Source organism: Paenibacillus psychroresistens, from assembly GCF_009728935.1.
Classification (GTDB): Bacteria; Bacillota; Bacilli; order Paenibacillales; family NBRC-103111; genus Paenibacillus_AC; species Paenibacillus_AC psychroresistens.
Genome location: NZ_CP034235.1, coordinates 5,872,562 through 5,886,428, shown reverse-complemented (window position 1 = coordinate 5,886,428; position 13,867 = coordinate 5,872,562). Strand labels below are relative to the sequence as shown.

At 41.7% G+C, this 13,867-nt stretch carries 14 protein-coding genes; 11 read left to right on the top strand and 3 right to left on the bottom strand.

Going from position 1 to position 13,867, the window contains the following annotated elements:
* Nucleotides 1-13: 13 nt before the first annotated feature.
* Nucleotides 14-448, bottom strand: coding sequence for a DUF2621 family protein (locus tag EHS13_RS26865; RefSeq protein WP_155703335.1), 435 nt, complete (start codon nucleotides 446-448; stop codon nucleotides 14-16).
* Nucleotides 449-590: 142 nt separating this feature from the next.
* On the opposite strand from EHS13_RS26865, the gene EHS13_RS26860 reads away from it, so the two are divergent.
* From EHS13_RS26860 to ppnP, 4 genes are all read left to right on the top strand, one after another.
* Nucleotides 591-1,700, top strand: coding sequence for a deoxyribonuclease IV (locus tag EHS13_RS26860; protein WP_155703334.1), 1,110 nt, complete (start codon nucleotides 591-593; stop codon nucleotides 1,698-1,700).
* 39 nt (nucleotides 1,701-1,739) lie between these two features.
* Nucleotides 1,740-2,612, top strand: coding sequence for a formyltetrahydrofolate deformylase (gene purU, locus EHS13_RS26855; protein WP_155703333.1), 873 nt, complete (start codon nucleotides 1,740-1,742; stop codon nucleotides 2,610-2,612).
* Nucleotides 2,613-2,707: 95 nt separating this feature from the next.
* Nucleotides 2,708-4,729, top strand: coding sequence for a transketolase (gene tkt, locus EHS13_RS26850; protein ID WP_155703332.1), 2,022 nt, complete (start codon nucleotides 2,708-2,710; stop codon nucleotides 4,727-4,729).
* A 54-nt stretch (nucleotides 4,730-4,783) separates the two neighbouring features.
* A complete protein-coding gene (ppnP, locus tag EHS13_RS26845) occupies nucleotides 4,784-5,101 on the top strand; it encodes a pyrimidine/purine nucleoside phosphorylase (protein ID WP_155703331.1) in 318 nt (105 codons plus the stop codon).
* 516 nt (nucleotides 5,102-5,617) lie between these two features.
* On the opposite strand, the gene EHS13_RS26840 is transcribed toward ppnP, so the two are convergent.
* On the bottom strand, nucleotides 5,618-6,835 hold the full coding sequence (locus EHS13_RS26840; RefSeq protein WP_155703330.1) for a hypothetical protein: 1,218 nt from the start codon (nucleotides 6,833-6,835) through the stop codon (nucleotides 5,618-5,620).
* A 156-nt stretch (nucleotides 6,836-6,991) separates the two neighbouring features.
* Between EHS13_RS26840 and EHS13_RS26835 the strand changes: the two genes are divergently transcribed.
* The 6 genes from EHS13_RS26835 (at nucleotide 6,992) to EHS13_RS26810 (ending at nucleotide 11,016) form a co-directional block, all read left to right on the top strand.
* Complete coding sequence (locus EHS13_RS26835; RefSeq protein ID WP_227013531.1) at nucleotides 6,992-7,432, top strand: MarR family transcriptional regulator; 441 nt, start codon at nucleotides 6,992-6,994, stop codon at nucleotides 7,430-7,432.
* Between the two features lie 3 nt (nucleotides 7,433-7,435).
* Nucleotides 7,436-7,873: a pyridoxamine 5'-phosphate oxidase family protein gene (locus EHS13_RS26830; protein ID WP_227013530.1), complete on the top strand. Its 438-nt coding sequence runs from the start codon at nucleotides 7,436-7,438 to the stop codon at nucleotides 7,871-7,873.
* Between the two features lie 13 nt (nucleotides 7,874-7,886).
* Nucleotides 7,887-8,639: an alpha/beta fold hydrolase gene (locus EHS13_RS26825; protein ID WP_155703329.1), complete on the top strand. Its 753-nt coding sequence runs from the start codon at nucleotides 7,887-7,889 to the stop codon at nucleotides 8,637-8,639.
* 22 nt (nucleotides 8,640-8,661) lie between these two features.
* Nucleotides 8,662-9,702, top strand: coding sequence for a hypothetical protein (locus tag EHS13_RS26820; RefSeq protein ID WP_155703328.1), 1,041 nt, complete (start codon nucleotides 8,662-8,664; stop codon nucleotides 9,700-9,702).
* 10 nt (nucleotides 9,703-9,712) lie between these two features.
* A complete protein-coding gene (locus EHS13_RS26815) occupies nucleotides 9,713-10,516 on the top strand; it encodes a helix-turn-helix domain-containing protein (RefSeq protein WP_155703327.1) in 804 nt (267 codons plus the stop codon).
* An 89-nt stretch (nucleotides 10,517-10,605) separates the two neighbouring features.
* Nucleotides 10,606-11,016 carry a VOC family protein gene (locus EHS13_RS26810; RefSeq protein WP_155703326.1) on the top strand — a complete coding sequence of 137 codons (411 nt, stop codon included), beginning with the start codon at nucleotides 10,606-10,608 and terminating at the stop codon, nucleotides 11,014-11,016.
* Between the two features lie 77 nt (nucleotides 11,017-11,093).
* Here the strand turns inward: EHS13_RS26810 and EHS13_RS26805 are convergent, their stop codons facing one another.
* Nucleotides 11,094-12,377 carry an NAD(P)-binding domain-containing protein gene (locus tag EHS13_RS26805; RefSeq protein ID WP_155703325.1) on the bottom strand — a complete coding sequence of 428 codons (1,284 nt, stop codon included), beginning with the start codon at nucleotides 12,375-12,377 and terminating at the stop codon, nucleotides 11,094-11,096.
* Between the two features lie 134 nt (nucleotides 12,378-12,511).
* On the opposite strand from EHS13_RS26805, the gene EHS13_RS26800 reads away from it, so the two are divergent.
* A complete protein-coding gene (locus EHS13_RS26800; protein ID WP_155703324.1) occupies nucleotides 12,512-13,867 on the top strand; it encodes a glucose-6-phosphate isomerase in 1,356 nt (451 codons plus the stop codon).

Below are 13,867 nucleotides of genomic sequence, written 5' to 3'. Positions count from 1 at the left end.
GATTTTTTTATTTTCATTTGTTAGTCTGCAGCAAATGACTAAAAGGGCTATAATCAATTTGATGCTGTGTAAGAAATGTAATTAAACTGGGATAATCCCGTGGTGGAGTCGCGAGAATATAACCGTGAATACAATGGGATCTCGTTACTTCAGTTGCATTATTCTCTAAGGCGACTTGACCAATTTTGGCAGCTATCGAGTGGCGAGCAATATCTCGAAATGGTCCAGGAACAGGGCTGACAAGTGTTTCAAGAAATGATTTAGCATCGTCTGACCAGAGATGCCGCGAAGCATCCACATAATGATTCTGCCAATCCAGCTTGGATTTCCCATCTGCCATAGGGAGGACTTTCATAAACTTGCGGAACATAAAAAAACCGCCAACGGACATAAATGCTAAGAGCACGAATGCCCAAAACACGAGAAACCACATGAAAAAAGTATTCATAATCTTCACCTCTTATTGAAATTATACTGCATTCCTAGATTTATTTCGAGTTTGTTAGTAAAATAGATAGATACGGATAAAGGGGAGTAATAATCAGCATGCTGCCCATTCATTTTGATCCAAATCGGAAGGGGTTTACAGAATGGTGAAAATTGGTTCACACGTTTCATTTTCAGAAACTGGCTTATTAAATGCAGCAAAAGAAGCAGCAACCTATGGTTCGGGTACTTTTATGATTTATACAGGGGCACCGCAAAATACGCGAAGAAAGCCAATTGAAGAGCAATACATTGAAGAGGGCAAAGCGGTCATGGCCGAGCATGGTATGGAAGATATCGTCGTACATGCACCTTATATCATTAATTTAGCTTCCTATAAGAAGGATACCTTTGAATTAGCTACTCGTTTCCTTCAGGAGGAAATGCGCCGTACTGATTATATTGGAGTTCGTAATATCGTGCTTCATCCAGGTGCCTATACAGATAAAGATGCAGAATATGGGATAGCGAAAATTGCAGAGGGCTTAAACGAAGTGTTGCGTGGAGTTAAGGATACAAAAGTAAATATTGCTCTTGAAACGATGGCTGGAAAAGGCTCTGAGCTTGGCCGCAGCTTTGAAGAGCTAGCTGCTATTATTGAAAAAGTCGAGGATAATGCTCGGCTGAAGGTTTGTATGGATACCTGTCACATTCATGATGCAGGCTATGATATTGTCAATGATTTTGATGGGGTATTGGCTCACTTTGATCGAGTTGTTGGATTGGACCGTTTAGCAGTGCTTCATTTAAATGATAGTAAGAATATGCGAGGCGCAGGCAAGGATCGCCATGCTCCTATAGGTGCAGGGATGATCGGCTTTAAAGCGATACAAGCGATCGTTCAGCATGAGAAGCTCGGCCATATCCCAATGATTCTTGAAACACCTTGGATTGGCAAGAATGACAAAACACAGCGTCCGATGTATGAAACAGAAATTGCCTTATTGCGTGGAAATACAGAAGCGCGTTTTGGAGTTGAGTTTCTCGATCAAGTAGAGCGGTTGGATCATTTCTTTAGTAAACAATCTATCGATCATCGTGAGTTTGTATTAAATACTTGGGACCTGCTCAAAAATGACGAGAAAGCGAAAAAAGTGGACAAGCGTGAACCTATGGAACGTTTATATGATTTGATTGAAGCTGAGCAGTTATTCAAGGAATTGTCGGAAGAACAGATTAATCAACGATTGACGGCTTGGTTTGCAAGTAAATAAGCTTATAAATGAAGGATATATAGAGGAGCGTAGCAAAAAATGAGTCGAAATGAATGGGGAAACCGGGCCCGAATGCTCATAGCTTGTCCGGATCAGCCAGGGATTGTTGCAGCTGTTTCTAGATTTTTGCATGAGCATGGGGCCAACATTGTGCAATCGGACCAGTATACGATGGATCCGGAAGGCGGAATGTTTTTTATCCGAATTGAGTTTGACTTGAATGAACTAGAAAAGCGATTGGAATCACTAGAGATTGATTTTGCCCAGGTTGTTGCGGCTAAATTCCAAATGGAATGGAGTGTTTCGCGTGCGAGTCAAGTTAAACGATTAGCTGTAATGGTTTCCAAGGAAGATCATTGCATGCGAGAGCTTCTTTGGCAGTGGCAGGCAGGAGACTTAAATGCAGAAATTGCTATGGTTATAAGCAACCATCAGGACATGCGTCCCTTGGTGGAATCATTCGGCATCCCCTTTCACTATGTTCCCGTAACGGCCGATACTAAACAAGAAGCAGAGCATCAGCACATGGAGCTCATCAAGGATAAAGCGGATGTAATTGTTTTGGCGCGATACATGCAAATTATTTCACCACAATTTATTACGCATTTTGCTAATCGGATTATCAATATCCATCATTCCTTTCTACCGGCTTTTGTTGGCGGTAAACCTTATGCACAAGCCTATAATCGTGGTGTGAAAATTATTGGGGCTACCGCTCATTATGTCACTGAAGAATTGGATGGAGGACCGATTATTGAGCAGGATGTTCAACGCGTCAGCCACCGTGATAATGTCAATGATTTAAAGAGAATTGGTCGACACATTGAACGGATTGTATTAGCTCGTGCAGTTGCTTGGCATGCAGAGGATCGAATCTTGGTTCATCATAATAAAACGGTTGTTTTTAATTAAATTAGTTGAATGTGTTATGGCAATACATACTAGCTAATGGTAATATAAAAAAAGATATTAAATGTACTTGTATGTACAAGGAGGAGTTTTTCTTAATGACAGTCATTAACAAATCTATTGAACAGCTAGCTATTGACACTATCCGTACTTTATCGATCGATGCGATCGACAAAGCTAAATCAGGCCATCCTGGGATGCCAATGGGGAGTGCGCCGATGGCGTATGAGCTTTGGTCCCAATTTATGAATCACAGTCCTGCTAATCCCAAATGGATCAATCGTGATCGTTTTGTATTATCAGCAGGTCATGGCTCCATGCTGCTTTATAGCATGCTTCATTTGTCAGGCTATGATCTTCCTCTAGAGGAATTGAAAAAATTCCGTCAATGGGGCAGTTTAACTCCCGGTCATCCAGAGTATCACTGGACAGCTGGTGTAGATGCCACAACAGGTCCTTTGGGACAAGGTATTGGAATGGCAGTTGGTATGGCGATTGCTGAAGCTCATCTTGGAGCTACTTATAATCAAGCGAACTATTCAGTAATTGATCACTTTACTTACGCGATTTGCGGTGATGGTGATTTAATGGAAGGTATTTCTAGTGAAGCGGCTTCACTTGCTGGCCATCTTAAGCTGGGCAAATTAGTCTTGTTATATGATTCCAATAATATTTCCTTAGATGGTGATTTGGATATGTCCTTCTCAGAAAATATTCAGACTCGATTTGAAGGTTATCAATGGCATGTGCAAAAAGTATTGGACGGCAATAATTTGCAGGAGATCCACGCGGCAATAGCTGCAGCTCAAGCCGATCCTCGCCCTTCCTTAATTGAAGTGAAAACAACAATTGGTTATGGTAGCCCGAACAAGGGTGGTAAAGGCGGAGAGCATGGCTCACATGGTTCTCCATTGGGTCCGGATGAAACTATTTTAACTAAAGCATTTTACGGATGGTCAGCTGAATATCCTGCCTTCTATATCCCAGAAGAAGTTAAAGCACATTTTGCAGAATTGAAAGCTAAAGGAATAGCTAAGGAACAAGCTTGGCAAGAGCAATTAGCTCAATATATTAAAGCTTATCCTGAATTAGGCAAGCAATTTGAACAAGCTGTAGCTGGAGAACTTCCAGAAGGCTGGGATGCAGATTTACCTGTTTATTCGCCGGATGATAAACCACTTGCTTCACGTATCGCTTCCGAAAAGGCTTTAAATGGTATTGCGAAAAACTTTCCTTTCCTTATGGGCGGTTCTGCAGATTTGGAAACTTCCACTAAAACGAATATTGCTGTATCTACAAGACTTACACCTGAAAACTATGGCGGTCGTAATGTATTCTTCGGCGTACGTGAGTTCGCGATGGCTGCGGCTGGCAATGGCTTAATGCTGCATGGGGGATTGCGTCCATTTGTTTCAACATTCTTTGTATTCTCGGATTATATGAAGCCTGCTATTCGCTTGGCCAGTATAATGAGTCTTCCTTTGATTTATGTGTTTACACATGATTCTATTGGCGTCGGTGAAGATGGACCTACACATGAACCAATTGAACAACTGGCGGCACTTCGAATTATTCCACATATGACGGTTATTCGTCCGGCAGATGGCAATGAAACGAGTCAAGCTTGGCGTTATGCTGTAGAGCAAAAGGAAGGTCCAGTTGCCTTGATCTTCACAAGACAGAACCTGACAAATCTCGAAGGTACGGCAGAGCTTGCCAAAGAAAATCTTGCACGTGGTGCTTATGTACTTGTTGATGCGCCTGATGGTAAGCCGCAGGTTCAATTATTAGCGAGTGGTTCTGAAGTAGGGTTAGCGGTTGATGCTCAGAAGAAGCTAGCTGAAGAAGGCATTAATGCTCGTGTCATCAGCATGCCAAGCTGGGAGCTATTCGAGAAACAACCTAAGTCTTATAGAGACTCCGTTATTTTACCAGAAGTTAAGGCTCGTTTGGGGATTGAAATGGCCGTTTCCTTTGGGTGGGATCGTTATGTTGGTGAACAAGGTGATGTGTTAGCGATTGATCGTTTCGGCGCTTCTGCACCTGCACCTACTGTAATTAGAGAATATGGCTTTACAGTTGAGAACGTTGTTGCTAAAGTAAAAGCATTACTTCAATAAAAATTACGATGCTAGCTTTTTAAAGCGAGATCTACTAAGGAGATAATAAACAATATGTCACAATTTGATAATGTAAGCGTAGTGCGTCAAGCGAATGTGTATTTTGGCGGTAATGTAACCAGCCGTGTTGTATTGTTTGCAGATGGAACCAAAAAAACGCTTGGTATCATGATGCCTGGTGAATATGAATTCGGTGCAGATGATAAGGAAGTCATGGAGATTCTATCTGGGCATTTAAAAGTATTACTACCAGGTAAAACTGAATGGTTAGAAATTAATGGGATTGGCGTATTCACAGTTCCTGCCAACACCAAGTTTAAACTAGTTGTTACGACCGTAACGGATTATTGCTGCTCTTATATTGCGGAGTAAATGAATTTGTTTAGATAAAAATCAGGTTCTGTTCTCTTAGGAGGACAGAACCTGATTTTTTTGGAATGCCAAAAAGTAAATAATAATGGGTTTCGCAATTCGGAACCCGAGCATACACTCCTTGCACCCGAGCTACTTATTACTTTCACAAATCCATTCTCCAGAGCTATTTTGCGAATTATCGCTCATTTTTGTTGCTCTAACTGGAAAAGCTCCCGTTAATATTACATTATTCGAGCAAATTCAGTGAATAACTGGAAAAGCTCCATGTAAAACAGGCATTTAGCTGTTTCAAGTCTATTGCAGCTGAATTATCTGGAGGAAATCCATCTAAATTGTAAAAACCTATCTGAATCCATTTATTAACGTGAGAAAATCCAGATAAATCATCTGAGCGGTAGGAGTAATGATCCCTTTACAATAACTTTCTCAACAGCCTAAACACCATGAATTAATATGAGAAAAAGACCGCCTGCTAGAGTCTACTAGAGGCGATCTTTTGACAATTATGTGTAATTAAGTAGCAGATGTTGCAGTCGGGGCTGTTGTAGATGAAGTGCTGGAATCCGCAGGTGCTTGACCACTTGGTGCTTGACGGTTTTTCCCACCAGGTCCACCTTTTCCTCCACGGCCACCACGTTCACCAGGACCGCCTTGTCCATCGTGCTTATCATTGATTATGTTTGTAGCCTCAGTGACTGCGCCTGCTTTTTTCTTATCATATTCTGCTTGAGTGAGCTTGCTGCTTGCTAAATCTGCATCTAAGCTTTTTGTAATTTCTTTTACTTGTAAATCAATTAGGCTTTGTACAGTTACATTTTTAGCCGATGCCAAGTCAGCAATAGATTTACCAGAAGTTAATGCTGTTTTCAATTCAGCTGTCGTTGCATAACCCAAAGCTGTTGCTACGGAAGTTAAATCTGTTTTTACGGGACCGCCGCCAGGTCCACCTTGCCCACCAAATTCACCGCGGCCATTATGCTTGTCATTTAATTGATTAGTTGCGATGTTCGTGCTGTCTGCCTTTAGCTTATCATACTCGGTTTGGGTGATTTTGCCGTCGGCTAGCTGTTGATCTAGATTTTTGACAATTTGCACAACCTCTAAATCAATTAAGGTTTGGAGAGTCACTTTTTTCTCAGTTGCTAATTCTGCAATAGACTTGCCCGTTTCTAACGCAACTCTTAATTCGTCCTCAGTAGCGTAACCCAATGCTGTTGCTATTGTTGTCAGGTCGATTTTCGCTCCACCGTGCTTGTCGCCACCTCTATCGCCAGGTCCACCAAATCCACCTCCATGTCTGCCATCAGGACCAAATCCTTCTCCACCTCTACCTGCCGGTTGAACCGCATCAACTGTTTTATCAAGATTAAGCACGAAATCTGCTTTTTCCTTGTCTAAGCTGGCTGTTACTTCCTTGGTCAATTCAGCTTTAAGGGCATCGCGGGAAATACCTTGTTCTGTAGCAATTTCAGCTAACGTTTTGCCACTGGCGATTTTTTCTTGGTAGCTGCTCTTTTCTAATTTCAAAAAGGCGATCAATTCGTCGTTCACTCTTTTGACGATTCCAAAGGAGTTGTTGATCAGAGGTTTATCGGATGCTTTAGCATTATCTGTAGTTGTCGCTGTTGTTGCAGCGAAAGCATCTTGTCCCTTTAAGATGTAGCCTCCTCCGGCTACTAATGTTAATGCCATCGTTCCGAGGATGATTTGCTTTGCGAATGGTTTCTTCATTTGGATCACTTCTCTTTTCTATGTTTTATTTGGGTACATCCCTAATATAGTGAGTCAACCTGAATCCATCTTGAGTGTTTGCTTAAGGTTTGCTGAAAATTTTCCCAGCTTGATAATAGTACTATATGGTACTATACTATATAGTGAGGTGATCAATTGATTGAAAATACTTACGGCGGGTTTTACATTTCACAAATCAAACAACTCCAAAGTCGGATATTTGAAAAGCTTCTAAAAGTGAATGGGATAGCTGATTTTAATGGTGCTCAGGGTCGGATCTTGTACGTGCTGTGGCAAGAAGATAATTTAACGATAAGCGAGCTTGGGCAAAGAACCTCGCTAGCCAAAACAACCTTAACCAGCATGCTTGACCGAATGACGGAGCAGGGACATGTCCAGCGAAGCTATGATCCAACAGATCGAAGACAAATTAGAATTACATTGACCGAATCGGCCAAAGCTTTAAATGACAGCTATAAAGCTGTATCAGTACAGATGAACGAACTCTTTTATAAAGGGTTCTCAGATGATGAAATACTCCAGCTTGACGGCACACTTGAAAAAATCCTCAATAATCTAAAAGAATGCGAGGGGTAAGTCATGGCTGCTGCAGTTAAGCTCCAAGCTATTGATGATGAAACCATGCAACAAATAATGGCTCTAGTTGAGGATACCGTCGCGATTGTCGTGAATTCAATTGATGACCAAGGCTATCCCAATTCTAAGGCGATGTTTAAAATGGAGCACGATGGCCTACAGACCTTCTTATTCTCGACCAACACATCTTCTATGCGCGTTCAGCAATTTCTGGCTAATCCCAAAAGCAGTCTTTACTTTAAAGGACAGAACAGAGGACTAATGGTAGTTGGGAAAATGGAGGTTTGTCTGGATCAATTGAACAGAGAGAGGCTTTGGTTTGAGGGAGCAGAGAAATATTACCCGCTCGGGGTTAATGATCCTGATTACTGCGTACTTAAATTCACTTCAGAAACAGGCAATTATTATTTCAATTTGCAGAAGCACGTTTTTGAACTCTAAGAGGAGGCAGCACATGCCGTATATACAACTTAAGGATTTGGATATCTTCTATGAGAAGATGGGGGTAGGCGATCCAATTATATTTTTACATAGTGGCTACTCAAGAGGGATCTTAGCTTTTGCCAGTCAAATGCTTGATTTTCAGAGGAAGTTTACCTGCTACTTTCCAGATTTCAGAGGACATGGACGTACAAAATCGCAAAGTCTGGAATGGAGTACCTCGCAGCTAGCAGAAGACATTATTGGTTATATGGATGGTATGCAAATCTCAAAGGCTCATTTTATTGGCTATAGCCTTGGTGCAACAGTTGGGCTTTATTGTTCGATAAATCATCCGCATCGAGTAGCAACGCTAACTACTATTGGCACAAGCGGGTTTGCAGACCCATCGGGTGCTGATGAATTCGAACCGGAAAGGCTGATAGAAACCGGTAACCATGAGATGATCAACCAAATGATTGAAAGGCATCAGGATGCACACCAAGGAAATTGGCAAGAGTTCATGCGGCAGAGCGCTAAGGATTGGCGTTTGTATCCGCAGCTTACTGAAGAGCAGATTAGCAGGATTAGCTGTCCGTCTTTGTTTATTTCAGGTCAACATGATCCGTTTGTTGGTGAAGAAAAGGTGAAGTTTTTAAGCACTCTTGTTGATCGGGCGCAGTATCTTAGTGTGCCAGGTGGCAGTCATCGTCCGCATATGCTGAGAGAGAGTCCTGTTTATGTGAATGATTCAATTCTTGAGTTTTTAAATTCTAATTCTATCTGAATGATTAATTAAGGAGGCAATTATGTCGAAGCAAAGCTGGAGTCTATCAGATAATTTAGAGCTTTTTGAATTAAGTAATGCTCATGCGCATTCTGCTGTATGGAAAGATGAACAGGCGTTATACATAGATAGTGAAACTGGAATTGGTACATCTGTTTTATTACGGGATGAAGTCAGCTTTGAAAGCTTCCGTCTTGAGGTTGAAATCGCGACTCCTCACTCTTTCGCCTTTATTGGAATTGTTTTTGGAGCAACGGATATTAATAATTATGAACTGGTTTATGTTTCACCAGGCAGTGATTCAACTGCAGGAGAGATCCAATATGATCCCATTATGAATGGCTCTAGTACTTGGCAAATATACCACGGTCCCAAATATCAGGCACCAGCCCCCTTTTTCCCAGGTGAATGGACGAAGCTTGCCTTAGTTGTACACTCTAATTCGGTAGCTATCTATGTTGGAGATACAGATGTGCCTCAGCTCATAATTCCCAACCTACAAAGTGGATCGCTAGGCAAAATCGGAGTATGGGGTTACTTACCTAGTTACCTGCGTAATTTTTCAGTAGAGCAAATTCAACCTTCAATCTTTTCAAGCAGCCCAACAGATTTAAAACAGCTCGCTGAAGAAGGTTTTATAACGGAATGGGAAATATCACAGCCCTATTTAAAAAATGGACAGTCTGTTCCCAAGGATAATTGGAGCTATGCAGCTGTTGAAGAGAATGGTACGCTTAATCTCAATCGGCCTTTTACATCAACAAAGGATTCAGCTGTTCAAGTTCAATGCAAATTTACTTTAGCGGAGGAAAAAGAAACTTGGCTAACCTGGGGCTTTAGTGATCGACTGAAATTGTGGGTAAATGATATAGAAATATATCAAGGAGAGTGGAAGTGGGATCCACCACATAGTGATGGGCGGATACGGTTTGATTTTGCTAGCACCGCTGTATGTTGGAATGCTGGGCTGAACACAATTCAGGCTGAAGTTGCTAGAGATGAGGTGGCCTTTGGTTGGGGATTGAGCGTGAAAACAGGCTTGTCAGCTGACGAAAGGAGTTGAGTAGAAACTTATGCTGTTGCGTACTTATATACCCCGCGCTCCGTTATCCATGTTCGTCGACTATTTCTGGTACATCGAAGGTTATAATCCAGCTCATTCCAAGGAGTTGGCTTTACCGGATGGTTCGGTAGAGGTTGTCATAAATCTAATGGATGATTCCATCCGTTTGTATAATCTAGCTGGTAAAGAGCTGAATTATGGAAGCTCTGTGCTTTGTGGTCCACATTCCGAATATTTTCTAATAGATAATGGCAATGAATCCAAGGTGTTAGGCATACATTTTAAACCAGGCGGGCTCCGTCCTTTCATAAACGAGCCGCTTGATGAAATTCTAAATATACATGTTTCATTAGATTTACTTTGGGGATTAGAGGCTCACAGATTGCGTAATGAGCTGCTGGAAGCAAAGATTCCTGAAAGGATGTTCCCGGTGCTTGAACGAAGATTGATAGCTTTGGCAGTACAGCCTTTTGAACAGGAACCAGCAGTGCTTTATGCATTACATGAGCTGCATCACTTGCAGGTATCTGAGGTAATAGATAATACAGGCTGGAGTCATAGAAGATTTAATCAGCTTTTCAAAGAGAATGTCGGTATGCCACCTAAACGCTTAAGCCGTATTTATCGATTTCAGAATGCCTTACATTTCATCGACTCACGAGAGCATATTTCATGGTTAGATATTGCTATTGCGTGCAATTATTATGATCAAGCTCATTTCATTAAGGACTTTCAAGCTTTCTCCGGGTTAAACCCAAGCTTATATAAGCCTATTGACGGCAGACATCATAATCATGCGGAGCTGTCCATGTAAGGTCAGAAATTTACAATACATCTGGAGATGCTTTGTTTAGAATGAAGGTTATAGTTGTGCTAAACACTAGCTGAAGGAGGAATTTAAACATGACTGAAAAATATGCGCCACATGGTTATCAATCCGTAACTCCTCATTTTTCCTTAAATAATGCGAGCAGTTTAATCGAGTTTTTAAAGAAGGTATTTGGTGCAGAGGAATTAAATCGAGCTGTAAACGATCGGCTAGAAATCTCGCACGCTGAGGTTAGGATCGGGAATACCATTATTGAATTATCAGACGCTAACGAAAATTATCCGCCGAGGCCGGGTACAATGCATATTTTTGTCGGCGATGCAGATGAGTGTTACAATCGGGCGCTGGCAGCAGGGGCTAAATCTCTTTATGAACCGGCAGACATGCCCTATGGTGAGCGCAGTGGAGGGGTAGAAGACGCTTTCGGTAATCATTGGTATATCGCGACCTTTACTGGTGGAGCGGGGAAAGGATATTACTCATAAGGTATCGCTTGATTACGATCTAACTACAGCAAAGAGCTTTCCACAAGGGAAAGCTCTTTGCTGTATGTATGGAGAGATTAATCAAGATCGGCTTCAGCACGTTTCACATCAATATATTCCTCTAGCTTAATACGTACATAGGGAGGTAACCCGGAAAGCATGCAGCCATAGCGGAATTCATTTGTCTTCGGCTCGATCCGAATGATTTTTCCTGTAATTGGAGGCAGGTCTGCTTCCTGAGGAAAGTGAATGACGATGAACATTTCTTTGGCTAGCGGGAAGCTTGAGGCAATTTGCAAGCCATTCTCAGATAAATCATATAAGACACCTTTAATGTTCTGTCCAGAGAATGAACCTTCTTGCTCCCATTGATACACGGATAGCTGGAGACTGATATTCATCGGTACCCGATTATTACGTCTGCGGTTGCTTTCGGCTTCGGAGACCTTGCGATCAAAGTTAGGCTGAGTTGGACGCTTCTTCACTTCTTCATGCATCCAATCTTCATAACATTGAATGATCGCTGATAAATCCTGATCTCCAAATCCCTTGCTTAAACCAATTTGATAGAGATTGGTTGCTGCATTCAATAAGGGTGAAGGGAATTTAAAATCCTGTGATAGCTTGGAGGCTAATAATAAATCCTTAAGCATGAGCTTGAGTGAGAATTGATTGCTAAAGTCGCGTTCCAATATTTTGGTAGCTTTCAGTTCGGCTTGCTTGCTATTAGCACCACCGCTTTGCACGATTTCTAAGAATTGTGCAGGATCTAGTCCAGCCTTTACTGCAAGAGCTACACCTTCAGCCAAAGCAGCTGAGTTAATTCCGACAATCGTGTTATGAGCCAGCTTAGCATAAGAGCCAGAACCAGATGGACCCATATATAATGATTTGCTGCCTAAAGCTGCGAATAATTCCGCTTGGTCGGTAAAAACCTCTTGATCGCCGCCAACCATGAAAACCAAGCTGCCACTTTCAGCAGCAGGCTTACTGCCAGTAACTGGAGCATCTAGAAAGTCAGCATAATGAACGGCTAGCTCCTGAGCAATTTTACGGCTTGTCTCTGGAGAAACCGTACTGCAATCAATCACTGTTAATCCAGGGTGAATGCCTTCCAAAATGCCATCTACACCATAAAAAACATCTAATAAAGCTTGGTCATCACTTACATTTGTGAATAGAACATCAACAACCTTGGCTACTCTGGATGCGGAAGAAACAACTTCAGCACCTAAATTAATCAATTCATTTGCTTTAGCAGTTGTGCGATTGTAAATAGTAAGCGAATAGCCTTTTTTTAACAGGTTCATTGCCATTGGAGCACCCATAGTGCCAAGTCCGATAAATCCGATTGATTTCATCCTTCTCACCTCTATTATTATATTACCATGTTCTAAATACGCTGTGAATGGCTTGACTTGCATTTCCTGCCTTAAGTCAGTATCCTAAAGTTAATAAAGAGAAATTATAGGCTAAAAATGGAGGGAAATCGATAATGACTAATAAATTAAAGTTTGATTACAGCAAGGCTTTATCTTTTGTGCACCAACATGAAATTGATTATTTTGCAGAACCAATCCGCTTGGCACATGACCAGCTGCATAACAAAACAGGTACAGGCTCCGAATACTTGGGTTGGATTGATCTTCCGATTTCTTATGATAAAGATGAATTCGCTAGAATCCAAAAAGCAGCTAAACAGATCCAATCCGATTCAGATGTTCTAATTGTAATAGGAATTGGCGGGTCCTACTTAGGAGCTCGTGCAGCTCTTGAAATGCTTTCGCATTCATTCTATAACCTGCTTCCAAAAGAAAAACGGACAACACCAGAAATTTATTTTGTCGGCAATAATATCAGTTCTACCTATGTAACCCACTTACTACAATTAGTAGAGGGTAAAGATATCTCGGTTAATGTCATTTCGAAATCAGGAACAACTACTGAACCAGCGATTGCTTTTCGGATATTCCGTGAGCTGTTGGAGAAGAAGTACGGTAAAGAAGCTGCACGCAAACGGATTTATGCCACTACGGATCGTGAACAAGGTGCTTTGAAGAAGCTGGCTACAGAAGAAGGGTATGAATCCTTTATTATTCCTGACGATGTGGGTGGCCGGTATTCCGTGCTTACACCAGTTGGATTGCTGCCGATTGCTGCAGCGGGTATTGATATCGAGGCTATCATGCATGGAGCAGCGGAAGCGAGTATGGTTTATGCTAATCCCAATGTCCAAGATAATGAATGCTATCAATACGCTGCAGTGCGTAATGCGCTCTACCGTAAAGGCAAAGCAACGGAGATTCTAGTCAATTATGAACCATCTCTGCATTTTGTATCGGAATGGTGGAAGCAGCTTTTTGGTGAAAGCGAAGGCAAAGACAACAAAGGGATTTTCCCAGCTGCAGTAGATTTTTCAACAGACCTGCATTCTATGGGCCAATTTGTTCAAGAAGGCTCACGCAATTTGTTTGAAACGGTGATTCAAGTCGCAGAGGTTACCGAACAAATCGTCATTGGTACGGATGCTGACAACTTGGACGGACTTAATTTTCTGAGCGGCAAGACGATGGATTTTATTAATAAAAAAGCGTTCCAAGGTACCATGCTTGCCCATCTTGACGGTGGAGTACCTAATTTAATTGTCACCATTCCAGATATTTCAGCTTATTCTTTTGGCTACTTGGTCTATTTCTTTGAAAAAGCCTGTGGAATCAGCGGTTATTTGCTTGGAGTCAATCCTTTTGATCAGCCTGGAGTTGAAGCCTATAAGAAGAATATGTTTGCCTTATTAGGAAAACCTGGTTATGAGAAAGAAAAAGCGGAGCTTGAGGCAAGGTTAACGGAGTAA